Source organism: Ruegeria sp. C9, from assembly GCF_056537585.1.
Genome location: NZ_JBQFRU010000006.1, coordinates 218,347 through 243,530 on the forward strand (window position 1 = coordinate 218,347; position 25,184 = coordinate 243,530).

The following is a 25,184-nucleotide window of genomic DNA, read 5'->3' on the forward strand; positions in this document are numbered from 1 at the left end:
TGTTTAGCGCCCTAGATATACGTCGATGACGTCCTGGTTAGATGTCACGTGATCAAGACTGCCTTCAGCCAAGGCGGACCCTTCGTGTAGAACCGTGACTTTGCAATTCAGGCGTCGTACAAATTCCATATCGTGTTCCACCACTACAACGGCACGGGTTCTGGCGGCTTGTACTAGCAAGTCGGTGGTGTGTTCGCGCTCCTGCGGTGTCATGCCAGCGGCAGGCTCGTCCACCAGCAAAAGTCGTGGCTCCTGAGCCAGCAGCATGCCAATTTCCAGCCACTGCTTTTGACCGTGGCTCAGTTCACCAGCTTTGCGGCTTAAACTCTGATTCAGACCGATTTCAACAGCCAGACCTTCAACTTTTTGCAAATCGTCAGTGGAGGTTCGATAGAAAAGCACGTGAAGCCAGCCACGTTTGTTCTGAAGCGCCATCAACAGGTTTTCCTGCACGGTCTGGTCTTCGAAAACCGTAGGTTTCTGGAACTTCCTTCCGATCCCAGCCTGCGCGATCTTTGCCTCGGACAGCCCCAACAAAGATACCGATTTCTCCCCCCAGATGACACGTCCTTCATCGGGCCGGGTTTTACCTGTAATGATGTCCATGAATGTGGTCTTGCCTGCCCCGTTCGGGCCGATCACGGCGCGAAGCTCGGCCTCTCCGATCTGAAAAGACAAGTTGTTGATAGCTCGGAAACCATCGAAAGTGACCGAAACGCCGCTAACCTCAAGCAAAGTGCTCATTCGATGGCCTCCTTCTCGCGCAGGGCGCCGTCATCCGGTCCCAGATTTGCCCCATGCCTATCCGGGTGGCGGCTGTCGGTCCACAAGTCGAACAATCCTCCGATGCCCTGCGGAGCGAACAACGTAACCAACACAAAAGTTACGCCCAGTAGCACCTGCCACCAGTCGACCCATTTGATCGTGTAAAACCCAAGCGGAATATCGGGGGCCTGCCCACCCGTGAACCACGTGCTCAGAAGGCTTACAAAAGCTGCACCAATTACCGCACCATACAAGCGGCCTCGTCCACCGATGGCGACCCAGACGGCCAAATAGATCGAGGCGATGGGGGCCATCTCCTCGGGATTAATGATGCCAGCTTGCGGGTAATAAAGCGCGCCAGCAATGGCTGCGATACAAGCAGTCAGGGTGAAGACAGCCAGCTTGAATACCTCGACTGAATAGCCAAGGAAGCGCACCCGTGCCTCGTTATCGCGAATGCCGCGGATGACCGAGCCGAACTTGCCTGACACGATCCACGCCGCCAGCATATAGCCCAGCCCCAAGGCCAGCGCCGAGGCCCAGAGGAACCAGATCGACACCACGTCCTGCGAGGCGGTGACACCTGGCAGGTTCTGTAGGCCGGACAAGCCGTTGTTCCCACGCAGCCCGCTGTCGTTCTGAAACAGATACAGGGCCAGTGCCAACGTCATCGCCTGTGTCAGGATCGATAGGTACACACCGGTGACACGGCTCCGGAAAGCCAACCATCCGAAGACCAGCGCCAACAGACCCGGGACCAGCACAACCAGGATCAGTTGCAGGGTCAGGCTGTGGGAGAACGCCCAGATCAACGGAAACTCCGACGATCCGACAACGCCAAAGACTTGTGTTCCAATCGCGTCCACCACTTCGGACGACGTCGGTGGAATTTCGGCCTGTGCCAGCGAGTCGACCACGATCAGGCGGGTGCGTTCGTACATCAGCCACATGCCGATCATGTAGCCCCCCAGCCCGAAGAAGGCGAAGTGACCCAGTGACAGGATGCCGGTGAAACCCCAGACCAGATCCATCGCCACTGCGATCAGGCAAAGGCACAGGGTTTTGCCCAGCGTTTTGACGAAACTGGTCGAGATTACACCGATCCCGAATCCCTCGGACAGGATGGTTACGCTCAGGGTGAACAGGGACAGGATGGCAAGAAAGACCAGCACGGATGGGTTCTTGGCGATAAAGCTGCGTTCCATGGCTCAATCCCCCGCCGCGCGACCCTTGAGGGCGATAATGCCCCGCGGCCGAAACTGGATGAAAATGATGATGAAGATGATCATGTAGGTTTGGGCCGCGAGGGTGTTCGACGGGTTCATCCACTCGATCCCCTTCTGCAAGAAGCCGATCATGCCCGCACCTGCAAGCGCGCCCCAGATGTTACCAACACCACCCACAACCACTGTCATGAAACTTTGCACGATATAGTCGCTGCCCAGATCGGACGTGACCTTGGCGAATAGGCCAATCGCGACCCCGGCGATGCCGGCAATGCCGGAGCCAAGCCCAAAGGTCAGCATATTCACTCGCCCGGGATTAATCCCCATTGACGCCGCCATGCGCGAGTTCTGCGTTACTGCACGCATCTCAAGCCCTAGCCTCGTCCGTTTGATGATGTACAGGAAAAGCCCCAGAAAAATCAGCGCCAGAACGAAGATCGCAATGCGGATGTAGCTGATTGAAACCACGTCATTCAGCATCCACGAACCATCCAACCAACCGGGAGCAGTCAGCGGGCGCGCCTGCGTGCCAAAGATATTCTTGGCCAGTTGCTGTAGGGCAATTGAGATACCGAACGTCGCCAGCAACGTCTCCAATGGGCGAGCGTAAAGCCAGCGGATCACCAACCGCTCCATCGCGACACCCATGGCAAAGGTCACTGCAAAGGCCATGGGAATTGCCACGATGATCGAGATCGTATGGTCAGGGATAATCTGCTGCACCACGTAGCCGGTATAAGCACCCATCATGATGAACTCGCCATGGGCCATGTTGATCACGCCCATCACGCCGAAGGTGATGGCCAGACCGATGGCGGCGAGGAAATAGATCGACGCCAGTGAGATCGCGTCCAGCGTCAGGTCGAGTGTTTGGTTCAGGCCGACCTTCAGTTCGATCTGTTGCAGGGCTTTCTCTGCTGCTTCAGTGACCTCGGCAGATGGCTCACTGTAGGTTTCGAAGAATACATGCGTGTTAACTGCAGCGTTGACATCCGCCTTCGTGACCAAGGCTGGCACAGTCCCCGCCTCTGCCAGAGAGGTATACGCACGCGCGCGCATTGTATCTGAATTCAACTGTGCGACGGGAGTACCACCTACACGACCACCTTCTATATTGGCCGCCAGTGCCGATCTGATATCTTCCGCCGAAACACGCGGTGCGGCAAGGTTACCTGCAACGAGCAAGTCATATGCTTCGTCAGACGTTAAGGCGTCTGAGCCCGCTTCAAGAATAACGGCGACGTTCAGGTCCTGGGGCAATTCGGTAGCGGCTTGGCGGGCAGTGACGACCAACGGGTTCAGAGCCGCACGAACGTCTACGCCCAGATCGCCGGACATTTCTTTGATCGCCGCCACGCGGGCTGCGGTATCTTCGTCAAAACCAATCGTCAGCAACCGTTCCAGCCGCTGCTTTTGCGCCTTCAACTCTGCTTCGGGTTCATCCCCTATCGAAGCGCGAAGTGGCTCCAAGAGTGCACTTTCGGGATCACGTTGGATGGATTGCAATGCGGCCAGACGTTTTGCGCGATCCGGATCGGTCAGTTGGAACCGGACCAGAGCGGTCCCGATCATCGCGCGGATACCGCTGTTGGGCTTAAGCTGCCTAAGCTCGGATTTCTCAAATGTACCGACGACTTCTCCGGTATCGAAGTCGGTCAATTCATACGACCGCCCCTCTCCTTTCTGACCAGAAAAGAACAGACCGTCCGACTTGCGCATCCACATGTTCTTGGCTGCCCATGTCTCAAGCATCACTTGCGCCTGAGGCAAGCCGCTTGACGCAATCGCATCAATCGCCGGTTTGATCGTCTTGCGCGAGCTTTTGGCGATGATCTCCTGATGCTCTTGCAGGATCGGTTGTAGACCGACCTCTTGAGCGTTGGCAGTCAGGCAGGCGCACAGGATTGCGAGGCCCGCAAGGAAAAGTCGTACCATGTGGTGAAACCCGAATGTCTTTTGTGGCAAGGCGGGCAAACAAACCCGCCTTGCGTGGTCTGTTAGTAGTTCGACAGGGTCTGAACGCAGGTCTTGGTCTCGGTGTTGTACATACCGCAACCCAGCTCTTTCCAATCCGAGACGAGCACAGCCGACTCCGGCAGGAAGTCGGTCCAGGCGTCACCCGGCACGACATCAGTCTCACTGATGATATCGAACTGGCCGTCTTCCTGAATCTCGCCGATCAGAACCGGTTTCGCGAGGTGATGGTTCGGCAGCATCACAGCGGTGCCTCCGGTCAGGTTCGGGAATTCCTGCCCATACATCGCGGCGCGCACGGCATCGACCTCGGTCGAACCGGCCTCGGTCGCGGCGTTTACCCACATGTTGAAGCCGATGTAATGCGCCTCCATCGGGTCATTGGTCACACGTTCATCACCCATGGTGGCTTTCCAGGTGTCCACAAATTCCGCGTTGGCCTCAGTATCCGCCGACTGGAAGTAGTTCCAAGCGGCGAGGTGACCGACGAGGTTGGTGGTGTCCAAACCGGACAGTTCTTCCTCACCGACCGAGAAGGCCACGACCGGAATGTCATCTGCCGAAACACCAGCCGCTGCCAATTCCTTGTAAAAACCAATATTGGCGTCACCATTGATGGTCGAGATCACACCGACTTTTTTACCATCCGCGCCCAGCGCGACCACGTCCGCCACGATCTTGGACCAGTCGGAATGGCCGAAAGGCGTGTAATTAACGAAGATATCTGCTTCCGCGATACCTTTTTGCTTCAGATAGCTTTCCAAGATATTGTTGGTGGTCCTGGGGTAGACATAGTCTGTGCCGAGCAGAGCGAATTTCTCGACCCCCAGTTCCTCCAGGAAATAGTCCGTGGCGGGGATGGCCTGTTGGTTCGGAGCAGCACCGGTATAAAAGACGTTTTTAGAGCTTTCTTCGCCCTCATACTGGACCGGATAGAACAGAAGACCGTTTAGCTCCTCGATCACTGGCAGAACCGACTTGCGGCTCACCGAAGTCCAATTGCCAAAGATTACATCCACCTCGTGGACGGTTAGCAGCTCACGCGCTTTTTCGGCAAACAGAGGCCAGTCAGAGGCCGGGTCGACCACGACAGCTTCAAGCTGTTTACCCAGCAGACCGCCCTTGGCATTCTGCTGGTCAATCAGCATCAGCATAGTGTCTTTCAACGTCGTTTCCGAGATCGCCATCGTACCGGAAAGCGAATGCAGCACTCCTACCTTGATCGTGTCTTCGGTCGACAAGGCGGCGGTGGCCATGACAGCAAATACTGCCGATCCGGCGAGTGTGGATTTGAGCGATTTCATGTGATCCTCCTGGCGGGGCCGGGAGAGAGGGCTTGCACAAAGGCACACTCTTCTTCTACCTGATCCCCGCAACTGTTGTTGCGTTCCGTGTGGCGGTTGTGTTCGAGGTCCAATTCGCGCAGCCGTCACACACCCCCGGGTCGTTTCCGCGGTGGCACCCATACGGTTTCTGCATCGCAGCAAGCTTGGCAACTTACCTTTAACCCAATTCGGAAAATCGGCGCGATGCGCCTATTTTTTCATCCAAGACCGGGGTCGCTGTCTAAAATTTAGACGCGCGATGTCGAATTAAGCAGATTTCGACACTGTAGATTAGTGTTCCGCCCCTTCAACAGAGAAACAAGTGGCACCAATCAAAGCTCCAAAGGTGCCCTATTACCCACGTTGCAGCCATATTGCCTATGCACAGTGCTATTCCACCGCGCGCTGCAGGCGCCGTCAGTTTGAGTACCAAGCAATTGGGTGACAGAACGGTGCTGAACAAGTTTCGCCAGTCCGGGTCTTATAAATGTCTGTTCCCCAGAACCAACACACCTGATCTTGACGCGGTTCTTCTTAACACGGCAGGCGGCGTAACCGGAGGCGACTCATTTCGACTTTCCGGTAAGGCAGCAAAAGGAACGGCGCTGACTTTGACAACACAAGCGTGCGAGCGCGCCTACAAGGCCAAGCCGCAAGAATGTGGCCAGATTACCAATCATCTGACTGTTGAGACTGAAGCCCGGCTGAACTGGTTGCCGCAAGAGACTATTCTGTTCAATGGCAGCGCTCTGGAGCGACGCCTGAAAATCGAGATGGCGCCAGATGCCGAGATGCTGATGGTAGAGCCGCTGGTCTTCGGCCGTATTGCGATGGGCGAGACGCTGACCGATATCCGTCTAAACGATCGGATCGAGATACGGTACCAAGGAAAAAAGGTGTTCCTTGACGCGATCCAGTACTCGGGTGATTGGCACAAACATCTGTCCAAACCGCATATTGCAAACGGCGCGGGTGCGATGGCGTTGATCGTCTTTGTATCGGAGTCAGCCGAAGGTCATCTGAATGCCATTCGTCAGATGCTGCCCGACACAGCAGGTGCGACTATGATCCGCAATAACCTGTTGGTTGCTCGTGTTCTTGCCGAAAACAGCTTTGCCCTCCGTCGCACATTGATGCCGATCTTGCGTCGGTTGAACAAAGACACGCTGCCTCGATGCTGGATGCTTTGACATGAACCTGACCCCTCGCGAAAAAGACAAACTGTTGGTCGCCATGGCCGCCGAAGTCGCCCGCAAACGGCTGGACCGCGGCGTCAAACTGAACCACCCCGAGGCGATCGCCCTGATCACCGATGCCGTGGTCGAAGGTGCACGCGATGGGCGTTCAGTTGCTGACATGATGCAAGCCGGGGCCGAGGTGATCACCCGAGAGCAATGCATGGAAGGTGTGCCCGAAATGATCCACGAAGTTCAGGTCGAAGCCACCTTTCCAGATGGCACCAAGCTGGTGACCGTCCACAACCCCATTCGCTGAAAAGGAAACCAATATGACACGCATGCTTTTCCCCGCCCTGATCTTCGCTGGCCCGGCAGCCGCCCATAACGGAACGCATATCCACGCCCACGGCACCGATTATGCGGCGATGGGCGTTGGGCTGGCGGTTGTTGCGCTGGCTGCTGTCGCGCTGATCACAAAGCTGAACAAATGATCCCCGGGGAGCTGTTCCCGGCTGATGGTGAAATTACCCTGAACCCCGACACTGATGCGATCACTTTGATGGTCGCCAATACCGGCGACCGCCCGGTTCAGGTCGGCTCACACTACCATTTCGCCGAAACCAACCCGGCGCTCGACTTTGACCGAACTGCCGCGCGTGGCCTGCGCCTGGACATTGCGCCAGGCACCGCTGTGCGGTTCGAACCGGGGCAGGCCCGCGAAGTTTCGCTGATCCCGATCAGTGGTGCGCGCAGGGTCTACGGCTTCAATCAAAAGGTCATGGGGGCACTCTGATGCCAGCAAAAATCAAGCGCTCAGACTACGCCGCGATGTTCGGCCCGACCGCAGGGGACAAGCTGCGGCTGGCCGATACCGATCTTGTGATCGAGGTCGAACGTGATCTGACCAGCTATGGCGAAGAGGTCAAGTTTGGCGGCGGCAAGGTAATCCGCGACGGAATGGGACAGTCTCAGGCCACGCGCGTCGAAGGCGCTGTGGATACGGTCATCACCAATGCTCTGATCGTTGATCACTCGGGCATCTACAAGGCCGACGTTGGCCTGAAATACGGGCGGATCGCCAAGATCGGCAAGGCGGGAAACCCCGATACACAACCCGGTGTCGACATCATCATAGGACCCGGTACCGAGGCCATTGCTGGCGAGGGTCGTATCCTGACGGCAGGTGGGTTCGACAGTCATATCCACTTTATCTGCCCGCAACAGATCGAAGACGCGCTGCATTCCGGCCTGACCACCATGCTGGGCGGTGGCACAGGTCCTGCGCATGGGACATTGGCCACCACTTGCACCCCCGGTCCATGGCATATCGGGCGGATGTTGCAAGCGGCGGATGCTTTCCCGATGAATCTGGCCTTTGCGGGTAAGGGCAACGCTTCGCTGCCTGCCGCGCTCGAAGAACAGGTCAAAGCCGGAGCCTGTGCCCTGAAACTGCACGAGGACTGGGGAACCACCCCGGCCGCCATTGATTGCTGCCTATCGGTGGCCGACGCGATGGACGTGCAGGTGATGATTCACACTGACACGCTCAATGAATCAGGCTTTGTTGAAAACACCGTGGCGGCCATGAAGGGTCGCACTATTCACGCTTTCCACACCGAAGGCGCAGGCGGAGGCCATGCTCCGGATATCATCAAGATCTGCGGCGAGAACCACGTTCTGCCGTCCTCGACCAATCCCACGCGGCCCTTCACCGTGAACACGGTTGAGGAACATTTGGATATGCTGATGGTCTGCCACCACCTCGACAAATCCATCCCCGAGGACGTGGCCTTTGCCGAAAGCCGCATCCGGCGTGAAACAATCGCAGCCGAGGATATACTGCACGACATGGGCGCATTTAGCATCATCGCGTCTGACAGTCAGGCCATGGGTCGGGTCGGAGAGGTTTTGATCCGCACGTGGCAAACCGCTGACAAGATGAAGAAACAGCGCGGGCGCCTAGCCGAAGAAACCGGTGAGAACGACAACCTTCGCGTCCGTCGCTATATCGCCAAATACACGATCAACCCTGCTATTGCCCATGGGCTCAGCCACGAGATCGGGAGCATCGAGGAAGGCAAACGCGCTGACCTCGTCCTTTGGAACCCGGCCTTTTTCGGCGTGAAGCCCGAGATGGTTCTGCTAGGCGGCACCATAGCCTGCGCGCAAATGGGCGATCCCAACGCGTCGATCCCTACACCGCAGCCGGTTTATAGTCGCCCAATGTTTGGCGCTTACGGACGGTCGGTGGAAAACTCGGCGATCACATTTGTCTCGCAGGCGGCCCATGCAGATGGGATCGGTGATACACTGGGATTGGCAAAGCAAACCGTCGCCGTCCAAAACACACGAGAAATTGGCAAGCAGGATCTTCTGCTGAACAACGCCACACCGCATGTCGAGGTCGACCCGGAAACCTACGAGGTGCGTGCGGATGGCGAATTGCTGACTTGCCAACCCGCCGAAACGCTGCCGATGGCGCAACGATATTTTTTATTCTGATCAAAAAATGTGCTGCGTTGCGGCGCGTGCAAGGCAGCAATGACCAAATACGCACTTCTAAGTGAGGCCAATATGACAGATATAAAAACCCATGGGAGGACCAACGTTTACGAGGGTCCAAATGGCACACTCAGCAACACATACAAACACGCGCTTTTCGCTGGCCGGTTTAATCGTATCCATCGGGTCGTCAATTTACTCGGCCCTGATCAGCGTAGCCGAAGCTCAATCTCGCGTCCGGCAAGTCGAATTCCTGCAATCGCTCAGCGACGAAGAGCTGAAAAACCGCGGTCTGACACGCGAACGAATCGTGCATCGGGTGTTCTCGGACTCAATCTGGCTCTGACTATTCCCGCTGCAGAGGAGGTGATGGTATGACCGCCCTGCTCTGTACTGCGCGCCAGTATTCGGATCACACGCATGGCGATCCGGCAGACTGTCTCTCGTTGACCTACGACGACCGTTTTTTGCGGCGTAAGGTTCTTACCTGCGAAAGCGGCGAACAGATTCTCATCGATCTCGCGCAAACGACCTCACTGAACCACGGTGGCGCGTTGGTTTTGGACGACGGTCGCGAAGTGGAAATACAGGCAGCACCGGAAGTGTTGCTGGAGGTAAAAGCACCGGACCTGACACGTATCGCCTGGCATATCGGCAATCGGCACACGCCTTGTCAGATTGAAAAGACTCGCCTGTTGATCCAGGTCGATCACGTCATCCGTGATATGCTTCTTAAAATCGGAGCAAAAGTGCGAGAGGTGAATGAACCATTCACCCCCGAAGGCGGGGCCTATGGCCACGGCAGGACCCATGGCCACACCCACTGACGCCGACATCCTGACGCTGACACAATGGTTGTCCCCTGCCTATCCTGTTGGGGGGTTTGCCTACTCTCACGGGCTTGAAGCTGCGATTGACGGGGGAACTGTCGCGAATTCTCGGGATACTGAAGCCTGGATTTCAGATGTGCTGGAACATGGCTCTGGGTGGAATGATGCTGTGTTCGTTGTGGCGGCCTTCAACGCGCATGACAAAGAAGAACTGATCAACGTCGATATCGCGGCGCGCGCCTTTTGTGCGACATCCGAAAGGCTCATGGAAACCGAATTGCTGGGACAGGCCTTCGGAAATGTCACCAAAGGTGTCTGGGAATTGGACCTTGGGCAATTCACCTACCCCGTCTCGATTGGACGGGCTGCAAGACTTCAAAACCTTCCCTTGCTGCTGACGACCAAGATGTTTCTGCAAGCATTCGCAAGCAACCTTGTCGCCTGTGCGACGCGCCTGGTACCACTGGGACAGACCGAGGCGCAGCGGTTGATCCGCCAGCTGACACCGTTGTGCGCCCAGATTGCTGAAAGGGCAAAAAAGGCGAGTCTGGACGAGTTAAGCTCTACCGCATTCTTGGGGGACATTGCGGCCATGAAGCACGAAACACAATATTCGAGGATTTTCCGCACATGACCAGTATGAACGGCCCGCTTCGCGTAGGTATTGGAGGCCCAGTAGGAGCCGGAAAAACCACTTTGACCGCCGCCTTGTCTGAAGCGCTGCGCGATGTCTGTTCGGTGGGAGTTATTACTAACGACATATATACGCAGGAAGATGCCGAAGCGCTGATGCGCATGCAGGTCCTGCCGCGGGACAGGATCATCGGCGTCGAAACTGGCGGTTGCCCGCATACAGCAATTCGCGAAGACGCCTCGATCAATTTGGCCGCCGTCGCCGAGATGCAGACACGTCATCCGGATCTCGATATTGTTTTGATTGAAAGCGGAGGCGACAATCTATCAGCCACATTCAGCCCGGAACTGGCGGATCTGACCATCTACGTGATCGATGTCGCTGCAGGCGAAGAAATACCCAGGAAAGGCGGGCCGGCGATTACGAAATCAGACATCCTTGTAATCAACAAGACCGACCTTGCACCGCATGTTGGCGCTTCGCTGCAGGTTATGGAACGTGATGCGAAAATGATGCGTAAAGGAAGGCCATTCTTGTTTTCGTCACTTCGTCACAGAAGCGGGGTCGACGCAATTGTGGATCTGCTTGTGAAAGGCGGAGGTTTAAGGATTTCGGAAGCGAATTCGTCCCAGAGATGAAGAGGCTAAGATAGCTCGCCAATTAGCCCATTCCCAAGCCCTTAACACCAGTGCTTTATTAAGACTCCTTGGAGAGCGTAACCAAAAACGCAACTAAGTCTGCAATCTCCTGCTCAGACAAATTCAATTCCGAAAGAATGGCTTCACCGTCGGCGTGCAGCCTTTCAGTATCAATTTTGCTGTAATGCCGTATCACAGATTTCAGATCATCTAAGCTGCCGTCATGCATGTAAGGAGCGGTTTCAGCCACTCCCCGCAGGCTGGGCGTCCGAAAGGTTCCAAAATCAGAATGGCTCCTGCGTACATTTCGCACGGCCCAGGCACCTTTCTTTTCTGGATCGTCGTTCCAATTGCCGTCCAGTGTGTAGGGGCTTGAGAGTAAAATGTTCAATCCTCCGAACCGACCTTGGTCAACCTCGGTTTCATTCAGAAAATATGGCACACCTGCGTCATGGAACTCGTTGTTGGAAAACCTCGGACCGTTGTGGCAAAATACGCATTTTCCGCGCCCTAAAAAGAGCTGAAGACCTCGCTGAGCTGCTTCGGGGTATTCCTTAGCCGCTGCAATATCCCGGCGCTCCAAAGCTTCGCGAAAATCGTCAAATATCGTCCGGTCGGTGGCTAAGGTCTCCAAGTAAGCAGAAAGAGCTTTTGCAGTATTTACCAGAAAAAGTTCAGGGCTTTGATCCTGGAGGTGACCAAATATGGCTTCAAAATCATCAATGTAGGTACTTTCAGAGATAGCTATCTTTAGGCTTTCGGCACTATGCGCCATCTCTTGTTCTTCGATGATCGGATGCAGGCTGGCTGCCCAAAGATTATCGCTTTTGCCGCCCCAACCATACCAGCGCAGCCCGGCAAGGTTTCGCAGTGATGGTGTGTTTCGATTTAACAAATCACGACCGAGTGCCCGCGCCTCCGGCGTCGTAAATGCCTGATCAGGATCATGACAACTTGCACATGAAAATGCACCATCGACTGACAATACCGGATCGTTGAATAATGCCTGTCCGAGCTTGATTGCCGTGGCGTCTTTGGAAAATCTATTGCTTGGATCCGGCTGGAAGGATGGTGGCCACGGCCCAAAGGGCAACGTTTGTTCAATTTCGTCTTCGGTCAACAAGACATCTGCACGTACTGCCCCGGTCAGAAAAATTAGCGCAGCTGTCATCCACAGCTTCATTTCAGCGCAATTTCTGACGTGTAGAAAACCGATTGGCCACTGACGTCGACATCGATTTGCAGCTCCCACAAACCCGGCATGTGAAACAACATATCATCAATTCGGAACACTCCGCCGTCCAATGCGGTAACCTTGGGAGTATAGTTCATACCATGTTGATGAGCGGGCATGATTGCATCCACACGCATTTGGCCCACAGCAGTTTCACTACAAACTGAGACCAACACCGAAAACGGTTGGGCCAACGGGATTTCGTCGACCGTCAGATAAACCTTGGGTGCGTTTTGAACTTCCGAATTCATGCGTTGCCCCGTCGCTTCACAAGCAACCGCCGCGCTGGACCATATAAGAAACCAAGCAGCGCAGTGGGTCATTCTGATGCCAGCAAACGTTCTGCGTTAGCATAGGCAATGTTGTCTGCGATCTGGTCCGGCAGCAAATCCAACCATTCACGCGAAAAATCGGCATGAGGGCCTACGTAGTACCAACGTTCAGGTGCGAACGTATCCGTACCGACCATGAACCTATCGGGATGGGCTTGGAACGCAGCCCTCCAATCCGGGTCGACACGGCCCCGCGAAACCATGTCCGAACGAAATGCCAGATCGGCCCATAGCCCGGGATAGATATCTAGCGCATCGACCACACTGGCTGGATCGTCAAACCCAGAATGGGCCCACAATACCCGAGCTTCCGGCCATGTTTCGAAGATCAAGTCAACGGCCTCGCGATCACCATGGTGGTGCAGGATTAGGTTCCGCTCTTTCGCCAGTGCAATCATAAGCTGGATGACCGGCGTCTTGATGTCATCTCCGTAAGCGTGAAACTCGCCGATGGCCTCGTAGTTGTTTTTTGCCAGGTTTGTTTCCAGATACTCGATTACAGTTTCATCGTGCATCCAGGTGTTGATCTCACCGCGACGACGATAAGGGCGAAGCGCCGGAACAACGATGTCCGGTGCCACGGCCAACAATAGCTGAGTGCCATTGTCATCCGAGCTGGAAATCAGCGCTTTACGCACGCCTGCATCTCGAAGGATTTCGGCCACCTGTTCAGGCGGAACCAGTTTGACGGCATCGTGGCTGTAGTGAATATGTGCGTCAAAGATCGGTCGCTGTTCTGCGACGGCGGTACTGCAAAATAACGCTGCACTAAAAATGGAGATATGTTTCAGCACCTCAAGCCTCCTCAATATCATTCAGACCCTGGCAAGCGTCACGTCGAAATTCACGTGCAAGAAAGGTTCGGCAATCTTACCAGAAAGCTCCATGCCATCGGGAAATTCTGATGCAGGTCGTTCAACATATGTCATTACCAGATCGTCCCGAACGCCAAAGACAGTATCCTGATCTAAATAGGGATCATTGTCCGGAAAAATCTCCGTCACGAGTGAGCGATACCCGGGGGCTTTGACGATAAAGTGCAAGTGTGAGGGCCTCCATGGATGGCGACCACAAGCGCGCAGAATATCACCGACTGGCCCGTCAGACGGCACGGTGTATTCAACTGGTTTAACTGTGGTGAACGCATATCTGCCATCATCGCCAACTGACATCAGCCCGTGGAAAGAATAGGTGTCCTGTTCTTCATCTTGACTGGCGTAGAGGCCGTTGGGTGCCGTTTGCCAGATATCCAGTTCTGCCCCGGCAATCGGATGACCTTCGGTATCGCGGATCACGCCCTCTGCAAGTAGAACCGGCCCGCCGTAGTGACGCTTCATATCGCCACCGATTGGCAGCGGGGGGGCGCCCGAGACGTGAAATGGACCTAAAACGGACGAACTGGTCGCATCGGCACTGGAATGCAGCATATCAACCAATGACGACAGGCCCAACACGTCCGAGGCTAGCACGAATTCATGCCTATCCTCGGTTTCCACCGCAGCGCAGCCTTCCAGAAACGCAATCCCGGCCCGCCACTCGTCATGCGTCAGGTTGGTTTCCCGCGCAAAGTCGTGGAGGTGTTTGACCAGGGAGCCCATGATTTCACGCATCCGTGGATCAGTATCTTTGGACAGGTACCCCATGAAGACGTCGGTGATATTGTCTTTGGTGACAGAGCGCATCTTGTCCTCCTTAAATCAGGGCAAGGCTGAGGATCGGGAACTCGATCAGAATGAACAGAACGATCAGCATCACGAACGCAAAGGGAAGTGCGCCCATGAACACGTCCTTAAGTGATATGCGGTCATCGTTAATCGTGGATTTGATAACGAAGCAGGATATACCCAAAGGTGGTGTCAAAAGACCGATTTCAGCCCCGACCACGGTGATAATGCCAAACCAGATCAGCGACATATCAAGCGCTTCGGCCATGGGCAGGAACAGCGGTACCACAATCAGAATGATCGACGCGGTGTCGAGCAATGTTCCCAGAAATAGCATCAACAGAACATAGAGCAGCATGATCGACCAGAAAGATGCGGAATTCCCCGCAAGCAGATCTTGCAGTTGATTGGGCAGCCCGGCCAGCCCCAGCATGCGGCTGTAGATTGAAGCGGCCGTGATCAGGAACAGGATCGCGGCTGTGATGTGACCGGTTTCCAGCAACGCGTCCCAGAATGCGCGTGGAGACATCGACTTACGGGCAACCGCGATGATTAGCGCAACGAGAGCTCCGGCGGCCCCTGCTTCTACGGCAGTCAACCAACCTGTGTAGATACCACCAAGGACGATGGTAATGATGAACAGTGTCGGCAGTGTTTTGGAGGCTATCTCGCGCCCTGACATCCACTCGGTGTCTTCGACAACGCGGCCACCGACGAATGCTGGGGTGAAACGACCCATAACCCAAATCGCGCCTACATAAGCGATCGCCAGCATGATCCCCGGAATAACGCCCGCAAGGAACATGTCCCCTACAGATTGCTCGGCGACAAAGGAATAGATGATCAGCATCGCCGAGGGCGGGATGATCATCCCCAAAACCGAAGACCCGGCGACCACGCCAACAGCAAACCGTGGGTTATAAGCCTGCGCCATCATCTGCGGGACCGAGACCTTGGTGAACACGGATGCGGAGGCTATTGACGACCCAGTCACTGCGGCAAAGACGGCGTTGGCTCCAACGGTTGCCATACCGATACCGCCTTTGACCTTGCGAAATCGCATGGTCATGACTTCGTAGATGTCCCTGCCCAACCCGGCTTTTGAGACAATGAGCCCCATGAAAGTAAACAATGGGATGGTTGCAAAGCTGTATTCCATCGCGCTGTCGCCGACTGCCACTTTCAGCAGGTTGAGCGCCAGCGTGAAATTGTCCCGCATCAGCCAGATCGACACGAACGAGACAACGCCCAATGCGATCGGAATGTAAACGCCTGCGTAAATCAGAAAGACGATGGCAACGACCGAGATCAGGCCAATCTCAATCGGCGTCATTCTGCGGCCTCGTCATATTCAGGTGCACGAATTAGATGCGGGCGGTCCTGCGCCGTGACAACCTTGAGCAGGAAGATCACGCAGGCAAGCGCAGTACCGCACGCGATGACCAGTTTGACCGGCCACCATGGCAGAGTGAAAAGACCCGGAACTCCGAAGTAGTCCTGTGTCTCCCACATATGCAGGAACTCGGGAAAGGTTACATAAGCAATCAGACCCATGAAGATTGCAGAGATGGCATTGATAATGCGCCTCAGGTTGGCCGTTAGCCCAGGACGGCGGTGGTGTAGCAGGTTCAGAAACCCGTCCGAGCGCGTCAGCCGATCCACTCTGACTACGTCGGCCAGCTGCAAAAAAACGATCATCACGACCGAAAATTGCACCATTTCATAGGTGCCACGCAGAGGTGCCGAAAACAGACCGCGCGCAATGACGTCGACATTCAGAATGACCACCAACGCAAGGACGACAAGCGTACCCAATGCGTTGGCGGCGATAGCAAGCGAATTGGCGACCCGCGACAAGCCAGCAACTGCGGTCTTCAGCATGAAAGGCCCCTTTCGTGGATCGCCAGACTGTTACTCGGCTGTCCAGTCACGCACTCCGGTAAAACCGGCGTCCTGCAGCTTGCCGAGATAAGCGGCCAGTATCGCGTCGCCTTGTTCACCGTTCTCATTCAGTGTGGCTGCCCATTCCTGTGCTACATTTGGCATTGCGTTGGCCCAGGCCGCTCGGTCTTCGTCCGAAACTTCGACAATCGTCCCGCCGGCTTCGGTGTATGCGTCCCTTGAGGCCGCAGCCCGGTCCATAGCGATGCCAGCCACATGATCACGGTAGTCAATTGCGACGGCCTGCAGAACGCCTTTGACTTCATCCGGCAACTTTGCCCAATAGTCAGAATTCACTGTGATCGTCTTGGAGTTCACGGCACCCAAGTCAGCTTTGAGCATGTAAGGAGCTACTTCGGCGATCTTGAAGGTCTTGGCTGCTTCAGGCCACAGCATCGCACAATCAACAAGGCCGGTTTGCAGCATATTGTAGAAATCGGTCAGGCCACCACGAACCCCCGCTGCATCTTTGATACCTTCGAGATATCGGAGGTTCAGTCCCGCCCCTGCCACTTTTCGGCCTTCCAGATCAGAAACAGCCGAGACCGGGTCTGTACAAAAAACCTGATACGTATCGAGTACTACACCGGTCGCCAGATAGACTTGGTTCTGCGCAGCGAACTCATTTTGCATCGCTGGGTATTCGCGCGCGATCTCATCCACGGCTTTGGCTACCGCGCGAGAGTCCGATGACACGAAGGGGGTCGACCCCGATATCCCCTGACTGGGCAACTTGGACGAATGGAAGATAGTTGTGACAATGCCGATGTCGCCAAGGCCAAGCTGGATCCCTTCCAGCACACCCTTCGGCTTTACGATCGAACCGCCATAGTTCTCTTGCCAGTTCATCTTGTAGTTGCCGGAGTCGGCCAGCCGCTTGTCCACTTCTGGAATGAAGAAGTTGGTGAATTCTTTCACCCACAAGGCCCGATCGGGATAGCCATCAATCACGACGGCGGAAATGGTCTCTTCTGCTGCAAGAGGCAAAGCCATGGTGCCTGCCAGAGCAAATCCCATTAGGCTGCGTTTAGTCCAGTTTTTCATTTCTCTCCTCCCAGAAAGTCGGGTCCTGTCGATTTTTATTGGTTGGTTTTGACCCAGTTGACGGTCAGGTCCGTGCCTGCCGCTTGAAACAGTTTTGCGATGGCGCAATACTTGGCTGTCTCCTCGCCCACGCGTGTCAGATCCTCCTGACTGGCGGGCGTATCGCACTTCACAGTGAGTTCGATTTCGGGAAACGGAACATCGATCTCCTCTTCCATCAGGACACCGCGCCGATCCAGCCTGCATTTCGCGTCGATTGTCACAGTGCCGAGGTCAACTCCCAACCGATGTGCGTTCTTGTGCCCGATGACATTCGTACAGGCGATCAGGGCTGCCATTGCGGTTTCGGTCGGAGACGGACCAAGATTTGTCCCGCCGCGTTCGACGGGTTCATCGACAACAACATCAAGATCGCGAATTGGTATCTCAGTCCGCGCATGAGTCGGGCATTGAGCTGTCGTACGGTAGGTCACGACAGGTTTGACTTTCATCGCCACGGGGTCACCTCCTCATGCATAAGAGCAAACCTTTTCGAATGAGAAGCGAGGCAGCTTGTGAAACAATCCTGTTTCGTCTGCGTAGCCCAGATTGCAAAGAAAGTTCGACTTGAGCGTCGTACCCGCGAAGAATTCCTCGTCGACGATCTTGTTTGAAAAGCCAGACATGGCGCCGACGTCCAACCCAACCGCACGCGCGGCGATCATGAAGTAAGCGCCCTGAAGCGTTCCATTGCGAAACGCTGTATCTGCTACATATTCGGGATTGTTTTCGAAAAGTGGCCGTCGATCTTCGTGCGGGAAAAGAAAAGGTAATTCCTTCCAGAAGTCCATGTCATAAGCAATGATCGCGGTGACCGGCGCATCCATCATCTTTGGCACGTTCTTCGGCTTTAACGACTTGGCGAGGCGCCCTTTTCCTTCCGCACTTTTCACGAAAACGAAGCGGGCGGGCAGCGTGTTCATGCTGGTCGCGCCGTTGATCGTGATGTCGTAAATCTCTTCAAGCAATTCGTTAGAAACAGCCTTGTCGGTCCAGGCGTAATGAGATCTGGATTCGCGGAGGATCAGGGCAATTGCGTCGTCTGAAAGACGTGGGATGCGCTCGCGCAGATCGCGATGATCTTGCTGCGCCTTTGCGCGAAGTGCCTCCAGCTCTGCCCCGGTTGGTGCGCTCATGCTGCGGCCACCTTAGTCTCGGCGTCCTTTTCGTCGATGACGGGGCTGGCGCATATGCCGATGCCCTCAATTTCGACCTCGACGGTTTCACCCGGCTTCAACCAACGTGGATTGGGCTTTTTGGCGTGACCAACACCCGGCGGCGTACCCAACGCAATCAGATCACCGGGTTCGAGAGTGGTATATTCCGAGATCGTGGCGATGACTTGAGGGACTCCCCAGATCATGTTGGCGGTGTTCGAGCTTTGCAGGATTTCGTCCCCCACTCGGCTTTCGATTTTCAGGCCGGATGCTCCCTCCGGCAAGTCTTCCGGCGTTACAGTGAAAGGGCCGATCGCGCCTGTGTCATCGAAGTTTTTGCCGGGCGTCCATTGAACGGTTTTACGCTGATAATCCCGCAGCGACCCGTCGTTAAACACGGTGTAGCCGAAGACATAATCCAATGCGTCCTCTTCCGAGATATGACGGCCGCGTTTTCCAACGATCAGCATAAGCTCGGCTTCGTAGTCGAGTTTCTCGGAACAGGTCGGCCGCACCATAGGTTGCCCTGCCGCCATGATCGAATTCTTCCCGCGCATAAACAGCGTCGGATACTCCGGGATATCATACCCGCCTTCCTTGATGTGGTCCGTGTAGTTCAACCCCATGCAAATGATCGTTCCGGGAGCGGCAACGGGCAATGCAGGAGTGATGGAAGACACGGGCACACTGTCTGCGGCGTCAATTTTGCCGGAAAGTGAGTCGGCCAGTTCAGGCTCGGCTATCAAACCCATCAAATCCGAACCGATTGCAGGATGTAAAGCCGTTAGATTCACTGCATTTTCGCCGTTTACAGCAAAAACCGCTGTGCCATCCAAAGTCTCCCCCACCAGGTATTTCATTTTCACCATCCATGTCAGTTCACTTGATTTTTGCCGACTATTTTGCAATATGTCAAATAATATCGATATTTTTGGAGGCAGCAAATGGTTGCTTGGGCAGACTACAAATCAGAAGCAAAAAGCCGCGGTGCTCTTGCTTTGGAGCTTTACGTCGCGCTGAGCACGCCAGCCAAATCGCCCGAAGATGTAAAGGCGTCACTGCCAGATCACTTGGCGTATCAGACGCAGCTGGAACGTTTGGGGCAGCTGGCTTTTGCAGGCCCCATGTCGGATGAAACTGGCGAGCATATGCAGGGGATGGGACTGATCATCTATCGCGCCGACAGCCTTGAAGCCGCCCGGAAGCTGGCCGAAGACGATCCTATACACAAAAGTGGCGCACGTAGTTTTGTACTTCGGCGCTGGTTGATCAACGAAGGCTCGCTGAACCTTTCAGTTGGCCTATCGACTGGAACAAGTGCCTTCAGTTAAGTGCACTCAAGAGTATTTGCCGCGAAATAGGAACAGTCGGATATGGACGCCATGCTTGATACTCAGGGCAAAGAGACATCAGCCACGCATGGCGCGTATCGAAGGCTGCGCGAAATGATCCTGACCGGAGAATTACCTCCGGGGCAAAAACTCAAGATCGAGCAGCTTCGGGGGCTTTTGGACACCGGCGCTAGTCCGGTTCGCGAAGCGCTTAGCCTTTTGACATCGGACATGTTGGTCGAGCGGATTGATCAGCGCGGATTTCGGGCAGCACCGGTCAGCAAGTGTAACTTCGAAGAAATACTTCTGTTGCGATGCAACCTCGAGGAAACAGCGCTGCGCGCTTCCATCGTCAATGCAGACGGAGCTTGGGAGGACAGGCTAGTCTTGCGTCACCATCATATGAAAAAGGCCAGTCAAAAAGGTGCGCCTGACTTCGAAGACGCCCACAAAGCGTTTCATATGGCCTTGTTGGAAAATGCAAAACTGCCGTTGCTGCTACGGTATTGCTCGCAGCTATACGACCTGAACATTCGCTATCGCTATCTGGCGGCTGGCGGTTCGAGCTACAAGAAGCGGGACATTGCCGCTGAGCACCAGCAAATCTTGGACGCCGCATTAAACCACGACGCAGACAGCGCAACTCGGCACCTGGTTGATCACTATCGTCGAACAGGCGAATACCTGAGTAGTCAGATGGAGCCCTGAAATGCAGCGGAATTGGTTTCTGGGTAATCTATTGAACCAATTGCTGGAGCGTCCCGACAAGAGGCTGGCCAAGATGACGAACGGTCCATAGCCGAACTATGTGAAGCGCTATTGTCGCCGGAGGTGAAGTTTCAGTCTTCATGCTCGCGTCTACGATCCTAGGGCGCTACCACACCCTGAATGATACGGAGAAACTAGACTTTTTTGTCTAGTTGAATGACCAACTTGAGTTGGATGCGGATCAACTTTCTGCGACAGCCCGCATCTACGCCAGTGATCAAAGTGTCAATTTTTATCAAAGGCTTAGTGAAGTTTCAGAGCCAGGGCGGGATGAGTTGTGGGTTTCTTCTATGGCAGTGGTGTGGTCAGCGCAATTGCCGTGGCCTCCCCAAAATTGGCGGCGGGCGTGCCATTCTATGGTCGCCAGCCAGCAGTTGAGGATGTGGCCAAAATTCAGGCACCGTTGCAGATTCAGATGGGAGAGCTTGATGAGCGCAGCAACGCATGTTGGCCAGATTTTGAAGCCGCCCTGCAATCCAACGAAAAGGTTTAACAAGCCTACATCTACGATAATGCCAACCATGGTTTTCATAACGACAGCACGCCTCGTTATGACGAGGAAATGGCAAACCTAGCCTGGTACCGCACCATTGATTGGTTCAACACTTATCTGAAGTAACTACAGTGTACGGCGAAGCGCGCATTGTGTTTTAATCGCTTCGTCGTAACCCTCAGTCTACCGGTGCCGATTCATTTTAAGCTCCAGTAATCTATCTTCCATGATCAGATAGGTCGAAAGGAACGCTTGGCTACAAGGCTTGGGAAAAAAGACATCATCGCTAAAAGAAGCCTTCATTGGCGGGATACAAAACCATTGGTTGTTTACTAAAAACGTCGAAACACGAGCGTCCTGTGGGAGTTATGTGAGGCGTTCTCTGGTTGAGTGGTCGGCTCGTCAGAGTACAGCCTGCACAGTCACCTAAGCCTGAATGCTTGCTACTTAAGTTCGCCGGATATCCCTCTCACCTGCTGCGAATTTCCGCATTCCGCCCGAAGTAATCCCAAAAGATGAAGTTGAATTGGATACCAGATGAAAGAAGTGAGGCGAAAATGGCAAAGTTTTGTCACTGGTGGCAGAACTATGTGTCGGTCACGCTTAACTAAGCTTTTGAACTTTATTTGTGTTCTTTTGTCGACTGCCTTCGCCACTACTGCAGTTGTAAAATATCCGGAACGCAAAGTTTTCTTTTTGCCGGCATTTTGTCCGCACCATCCGATCGTTTCAGTCGCTTGGGACCGTCTTTTACCTTGATCTTCGGCTTTGCTAGTGGGCCCTTCAAGGTCACGGGCCAGGGACTCTTCGAAAGCGGTTCGCCAATCTTGCGGGGCTGCAGATTTAGGTCCAAAACCTTCCCCGCCACATTAACACCGCCAAAGACGACGACTTGGACATGATCTGTTTCCAATGTGGTTTGTTTCGTCGAAATACTTCCATTGGAAATACTAATCGGTGCACGCAAACATACGATCGGAGCAACCTTTTGTTTCTCTTTGGTAAACACCCAAGGTAGTATCCCTAGCCCTGCCAGATCCAAAAGCTGGGTCTCGATCGAGCCGTCACGCATTGAGACCGTGGCATTGCCGTTCATGCTGTTGGCAAAATGCTTAGGTGAATCGGTTCCGCCGGTCACCGAAAAATCTGCATAGATGGTACCGCTTGCGCCCTTTTTGAAGTTCAGGTTGTGAAGAATTTCATCAAGCTGCCAGCCGCCTGCTGTGCCGGTCAGCGTGAGCAGATGCGCGTCGTTCGATAGATCCATTTGTCCGCTGACATCGAAATGAGCACCTCCGTATTCAAAATTCAAAGGTCCGGCCTTGAGTTCATTTTCGTTGAGCGTCAGTTCACTCTGCAAACTGCTTATGCCTTTGGCACCCTCTATGTGCCGAAGGTCAACGTCGACATCCATATCCACACCGGACAAGAGAATTGAACGCCCAATAGGTTTAAGCGTTACATCTGTTAGAGGACTAGTGTCGCCGGATTCTTCAATGAAGTCTTCCTCGTCGGGGTCTAGACCGCCTATTTTCCTCAATTGTGCAGCGGCCTGAACGATGGTTCGGATCTGATCTATCTTTATCAAGTCACTCTCTATGGAACCCTGCAGTACAGGATCACTCGTTGCATCATCAAGATCGGCCACAATTTGCAGGACAGAGTCGGCAACCTTGACTTTGGCATTCGCATCCCAATCGGTTCCTTCGCTGGCAAGGCCAATTTCAAAGTTAGCCTGTCCAGTTTCCACCCGTTCAAGCGATAGGGCTTCTAATAGGTCCGCTCCGGAGGGGACTTCTACTTGAATTGCCAAATCCAGGTTCTCGAATTTGAGCACATTTTTTACAGAGCCATGCACCTCAAGGTTCCAAAGTTCCGTTTCGCTTGTCTGGCCATCCAAATTTGTCAGCGAAAGCTGATTGATGTCGCCGTTCAAATGAAAGTTACCAGAAAATCGACCAAGTTGATCATCCGGTCCCAGAAGCTCTGGTGAGATCAAGCTGCTTGCGGGTATATCCATTAACCCATCGGCCAATATGCCTTGTAATTGCAACGCGTCTTCGACCGAACCGTTCAAAATGATAAATGGATCAGCAGGGTTCCCAATTCTCAAATTGATGTTTCCAACACTCAAGGCGCCTTCGGGTGTTCTGGAAAGCTCGGAAAACTTAATCGGGGGCGGCCCTTCACCAGAGGTATCCAATGTGAACCCGTTGGTTTCAATGACCATTTGTCGCTGCGGGACCTGCCCGGGGACGCTATCGATAACCATGTCAACTGCTATTAGTTTTAGATCATACCGCGACGCGGCTGGGCCGGGTTCAGCATCTTCAGGGTACAACCGAATGCGGGTTGTCAGGGATACGTCTTCTGGGTTTCCCAACTCTCCGATTTGTCCCGTCAGCGAAAGGCTTTGCCCACCATCCAATTCAGTCAATACAGCCAGGTCATCAATCCGGGCTACGCCGTCGACTGATTTGAATGTTGCACCAATGCTTCCTGAACCCTCCAGAACGCGGTTGAGTTTCAGGATATCAAGAAGCTGACCAAGTTCGGCAACCTCTATGGTCGTATTCACTTGTAGCCCGTTCTCTTGAAGGACTTCTTCGGCGGCAATCGCAATCTGTTCGAAGTTCACAGCGACCTGAAACGGGTCGTCCGCGGGAATGCTCGCGTTCAGATCAAACTTCTCTCCATTTAGTGAACCAGCCCCAACCGCGGTCACAACGTCTGTTTCTGTATCACGCTTTAAATTCAGCTCAGGAAGCTGCAGATCCAGACCAAGCCCGTTTAGATCGTTCTGGTAAAGAACGGTGACATCGGTCAGGTCAATTTCGTGGTCCGTTAGAATTCCAGCCACAGACAGGTTTGCAGGTTTGGCCGGATCCCCGGCTTTAGTGCCCATTTGGGAAGCGGACTGCCAGTTTCCGACACCGTCTTTGTCCGTGATCAAGTTGAGGTGAACACCCGAGAGAGAAAGCTCACTCAGCGACAATTTGCTGTTCCAAAGGTCGCGGGCAGAAATATTGAACTCAAGTTTGTCGATTGCCGCCAGATTCGCTTTGGTCTTGATCGCGCCGGGTAGTACCAATCCCGCTGCGGATACCTGCAGTTGCCGACCAAGGCCTAGACGCACTTCATCTTCTATTAACACGTCCTGACCGAGTTTCTTCGAGATCAGGTTTTCAACAAAAGTGGTTCTGACAGAAGAAAACAACGCAGAGGACAGGAAAAGCCATGCCACAACAACCGCGACGAACGCGACAGCGCAACAAACCATTACACCTTTTGTGATGAACCGCACGCTTTTCTCCTAAGGTTCTGATTCCTTTCTTGGGCAGACTAGACCATTAAAGCATCATGTTAATGGAATATGTGGCTTCTTATTTTGCTGAACCCTAAATGACCTTGACCATTTAGCCGACTTCTCTGGCGGAATTGGTCGGGCGGCCAAGAAACGGTTAAAGGACCAAATTTAGGATGTGCTGCTGACCCAGTTTCAAAATAGCTGGCTTGAAACGCGTTTAACGTTTCATAAACGGGCACATTGCATTAGCTTTGACGACTGCGCCTGGACGCCCCAATTAAACTAGACGCGGTTAAAATGCTTCAATTTCCCACATCCATCTAATTACTGTTATATGTGAATTCTTCAAACGACGGGGACACAATGAATTCGCTAACTAGAATAACACGTGGGATAGGCGTCGCTTTCAAGGACGGTAGAGTGAAAGGCCTTCTTGCCTTCACAGTCGGAATGATTTTATGGGCCTCAGTCTTCTACCACTTTGTCGAAGGTTGGAGTTGGCTAGACTCGATCTACTTTTCCGTAGTGACAATTTCGACCGTAGGGTTCGGTGACTTCTCACCTGAAACTGCGGCGGGGAAAATCTTCACAATGGTGTATATCATTGTAGGCTTGGGTGTTTTCGTGACTGCGGCGACCACAGTGGCAGATACAATCTTGTCCCAAGACGACGAAAAAACGGACAAATAGATTATCCCAAATTAAGGCAATTTGAGTTCATGCGCAGGTATCAGTGCGACCGCGCATCTGAAGCCGTGCCTCGGATTCACTCGTACCTTCAAACTGATAGATGATCGCCGAA

At 54.1% G+C, this 25,184-nt stretch carries 27 protein-coding genes and 1 pseudogene; 13 read left to right on the forward strand and 15 right to left on the reverse strand.

The window, feature by feature from the left end; genetic code table 11:
• Positions 1–3: 3 nt before the first annotated feature.
• From urtD to urtA, 4 genes are all read right to left on the reverse strand, one after another.
• Positions 4–744, reverse strand: coding sequence for an urea ABC transporter ATP-binding protein UrtD (gene urtD / locus ACR0NE_RS16825; protein ID WP_170597606.1), 741 nt, complete (start codon positions 742–744; stop codon positions 4–6).
• The gene (gene urtC, locus ACR0NE_RS16830; RefSeq protein WP_170597608.1) at positions 741–1,970 is read right to left on the reverse strand and encodes an urea ABC transporter permease subunit UrtC; all 1,230 of its coding nucleotides are present in this window, start codon (positions 1,968–1,970) and stop codon (positions 741–743) included. Before urtC ends, urtD begins: the two co-directional genes overlap by 4 nt.
• A 3-nt stretch (positions 1,971–1,973) precedes the next feature.
• On the reverse strand, positions 1,974–3,926 hold the full coding sequence (gene urtB, locus ACR0NE_RS16835) for an urea ABC transporter permease subunit UrtB (protein ID WP_170597610.1): 1,953 nt from the start codon (positions 3,924–3,926) through the stop codon (positions 1,974–1,976).
• 62 nt (positions 3,927–3,988) lie between these two features.
• Positions 3,989–5,269, reverse strand: a complete 1,281-nt coding sequence (gene urtA, locus ACR0NE_RS16840; protein ID WP_170392782.1) for an urea ABC transporter substrate-binding protein — start codon at positions 5,267–5,269, stop codon at positions 3,989–3,991.
• Between the two features lie 401 nt (positions 5,270–5,670).
• On the opposite strand from urtA, the gene ACR0NE_RS16845 reads away from it, so the two are divergent.
• From ACR0NE_RS16845 to ureG, 9 genes are all read left to right on the forward strand, one after another.
• A complete protein-coding gene (locus ACR0NE_RS16845) occupies positions 5,671–6,480 on the forward strand; it encodes an urease accessory protein UreD (protein ID WP_170597611.1) in 810 nt (269 codons plus the stop codon).
• A gap of 1 nt (position 6,481) precedes the next feature.
• Complete coding sequence (locus tag ACR0NE_RS16850; RefSeq protein WP_170392784.1) at positions 6,482–6,784, forward strand: urease subunit gamma; 303 nt, start codon at positions 6,482–6,484, stop codon at positions 6,782–6,784.
• A gap of 13 nt (positions 6,785–6,797) precedes the next feature.
• On the forward strand, positions 6,798–6,959 hold the full coding sequence (locus tag ACR0NE_RS16855) for a peptidase M23 (protein WP_170392785.1): 162 nt from the start codon (positions 6,798–6,800) through the stop codon (positions 6,957–6,959).
• The gene (locus ACR0NE_RS16860) at positions 6,956–7,261 is read left to right on the forward strand and encodes an urease subunit beta (RefSeq protein ID WP_170402578.1); all 306 of its coding nucleotides are present in this window, start codon (positions 6,956–6,958) and stop codon (positions 7,259–7,261) included. The genes ACR0NE_RS16855 and ACR0NE_RS16860 overlap by 4 nt, the downstream gene beginning before the upstream one ends.
• Positions 7,261–8,970 (forward strand): urease subunit alpha, encoded by a 1,710-nt coding sequence (ureC, locus tag ACR0NE_RS16865; protein ID WP_170597613.1) that lies wholly within the window; start codon positions 7,261–7,263, stop codon positions 8,968–8,970. The genes ACR0NE_RS16860 and ureC overlap by 1 nt, the downstream gene beginning before the upstream one ends.
• Before the next feature lie 121 nt (positions 8,971–9,091).
• Positions 9,092–9,316 (forward strand): DUF1127 domain-containing protein, encoded by a 225-nt coding sequence (locus tag ACR0NE_RS16870; RefSeq protein WP_170392788.1) that lies wholly within the window; start codon positions 9,092–9,094, stop codon positions 9,314–9,316.
• A 28-nt stretch (positions 9,317–9,344) separates the two neighbouring features.
• On the forward strand, positions 9,345–9,797 hold the full coding sequence (ureE, locus tag ACR0NE_RS16875) for an urease accessory protein UreE (protein ID WP_170424891.1): 453 nt from the start codon (positions 9,345–9,347) through the stop codon (positions 9,795–9,797).
• Positions 9,781–10,434, forward strand: coding sequence for an urease accessory UreF family protein (locus ACR0NE_RS16880; protein ID WP_170597615.1), 654 nt, complete (start codon positions 9,781–9,783; stop codon positions 10,432–10,434). The genes ureE and ACR0NE_RS16880 overlap by 17 nt, the downstream gene beginning before the upstream one ends.
• A complete protein-coding gene (gene ureG, locus ACR0NE_RS16885) occupies positions 10,431–11,072 on the forward strand; it encodes an urease accessory protein UreG (RefSeq protein WP_170597617.1) in 642 nt (213 codons plus the stop codon). The genes ACR0NE_RS16880 and ureG overlap by 4 nt, the downstream gene beginning before the upstream one ends.
• A 58-nt stretch (positions 11,073–11,130) precedes the next feature.
• Here the strand turns inward: ureG and ACR0NE_RS16890 are convergent, their stop codons facing one another.
• The 10 genes from ACR0NE_RS16890 to ACR0NE_RS16935 all read right to left on the reverse strand — a co-directional run bounded on the left by ACR0NE_RS16890 (position 11,131) and on the right by ACR0NE_RS16935 (position 19,343).
• A complete protein-coding gene (locus ACR0NE_RS16890; protein ID WP_480459773.1) occupies positions 11,131–12,255 on the reverse strand; it encodes a cytochrome-c peroxidase in 1,125 nt (374 codons plus the stop codon).
• A complete protein-coding gene (locus ACR0NE_RS16895) occupies positions 12,252–12,557 on the reverse strand; it encodes a hypothetical protein (RefSeq protein ID WP_170392793.1) in 306 nt (101 codons plus the stop codon). Before ACR0NE_RS16895 ends, ACR0NE_RS16890 begins: the two co-directional genes overlap by 4 nt.
• A gap of 68 nt (positions 12,558–12,625) precedes the next feature.
• Positions 12,626–13,432 (reverse strand): amidohydrolase family protein, encoded by an 807-nt coding sequence (locus ACR0NE_RS16900; RefSeq protein ID WP_170597621.1) that lies wholly within the window; start codon positions 13,430–13,432, stop codon positions 12,626–12,628.
• Positions 13,433–13,453: 21 nt separating this feature from the next.
• On the reverse strand, positions 13,454–14,320 hold the full coding sequence (locus ACR0NE_RS16905; RefSeq protein WP_170597623.1) for a dioxygenase family protein: 867 nt from the start codon (positions 14,318–14,320) through the stop codon (positions 13,454–13,456).
• A gap of 10 nt (positions 14,321–14,330) precedes the next feature.
• The gene (locus ACR0NE_RS16910) at positions 14,331–15,635 is read right to left on the reverse strand and encodes a TRAP transporter large permease (protein ID WP_170403583.1); all 1,305 of its coding nucleotides are present in this window, start codon (positions 15,633–15,635) and stop codon (positions 14,331–14,333) included.
• Positions 15,632–16,183 (reverse strand): TRAP transporter small permease subunit, encoded by a 552-nt coding sequence (locus ACR0NE_RS16915; RefSeq protein ID WP_170597625.1) that lies wholly within the window; start codon positions 16,181–16,183, stop codon positions 15,632–15,634. The genes ACR0NE_RS16910 and ACR0NE_RS16915 overlap by 4 nt, the downstream gene beginning before the upstream one ends.
• A gap of 30 nt (positions 16,184–16,213) precedes the next feature.
• Complete coding sequence (locus tag ACR0NE_RS16920; RefSeq protein WP_170597627.1) at positions 16,214–17,287, reverse strand: C4-dicarboxylate TRAP transporter substrate-binding protein; 1,074 nt, start codon at positions 17,285–17,287, stop codon at positions 16,214–16,216.
• A gap of 35 nt (positions 17,288–17,322) precedes the next feature.
• Positions 17,323–17,778 (reverse strand): OsmC family protein, encoded by a 456-nt coding sequence (locus ACR0NE_RS16925; RefSeq protein ID WP_170597805.1) that lies wholly within the window; start codon positions 17,776–17,778, stop codon positions 17,323–17,325.
• 18 nt (positions 17,779–17,796) lie between these two features.
• Positions 17,797–18,462 (reverse strand): malonic semialdehyde reductase, encoded by a 666-nt coding sequence (locus ACR0NE_RS16930; RefSeq protein ID WP_170597629.1) that lies wholly within the window; start codon positions 18,460–18,462, stop codon positions 17,797–17,799.
• On the reverse strand, positions 18,459–19,343 hold the full coding sequence (locus ACR0NE_RS16935; RefSeq protein WP_170511714.1) for a fumarylacetoacetate hydrolase family protein: 885 nt from the start codon (positions 19,341–19,343) through the stop codon (positions 18,459–18,461). The genes ACR0NE_RS16930 and ACR0NE_RS16935 overlap by 4 nt, the downstream gene beginning before the upstream one ends.
• Before the next feature lie 84 nt (positions 19,344–19,427).
• Between ACR0NE_RS16935 and ACR0NE_RS16940 the strand changes: the two genes are divergently transcribed.
• The 3 genes and pseudogenes from ACR0NE_RS16940 (at position 19,428) to ACR0NE_RS16950 (ending at position 21,201) form a co-directional block, all read left to right on the forward strand.
• The gene (locus tag ACR0NE_RS16940) at positions 19,428–19,814 is read left to right on the forward strand and encodes a YciI family protein (protein WP_170597631.1); all 387 of its coding nucleotides are present in this window, start codon (positions 19,428–19,430) and stop codon (positions 19,812–19,814) included.
• A 51-nt stretch (positions 19,815–19,865) separates the two neighbouring features.
• Positions 19,866–20,522 carry a GntR family transcriptional regulator gene (locus ACR0NE_RS16945; RefSeq protein WP_480459775.1) on the forward strand — a complete coding sequence of 219 codons (657 nt, stop codon included), beginning with the start codon at positions 19,866–19,868 and terminating at the stop codon, positions 20,520–20,522.
• 379 nt (positions 20,523–20,901) lie between these two features.
• Positions 20,902–21,201 (forward strand): annotated as a pseudogene (locus ACR0NE_RS16950) (dienelactone hydrolase family protein).
• Positions 21,202–21,730: 529 nt separating this feature from the next.
• Here the strand turns inward: ACR0NE_RS16950 and ACR0NE_RS16955 are convergent.
• On the reverse strand, positions 21,731–24,379 hold the full coding sequence (locus tag ACR0NE_RS16955) for an AsmA family protein (protein ID WP_170597634.1): 2,649 nt from the start codon (positions 24,377–24,379) through the stop codon (positions 21,731–21,733).
• 423 nt (positions 24,380–24,802) lie between these two features.
• Here ACR0NE_RS16955 and ACR0NE_RS16960 point away from each other — a divergent pair, with 423 nt between their 5' ends.
• Positions 24,803–25,072 carry a potassium channel family protein gene (locus tag ACR0NE_RS16960; protein ID WP_480439390.1) on the forward strand — a complete coding sequence of 90 codons (270 nt, stop codon included), beginning with the start codon at positions 24,803–24,805 and terminating at the stop codon, positions 25,070–25,072.
• Positions 25,073–25,184 lie beyond the last annotated feature (112 nt).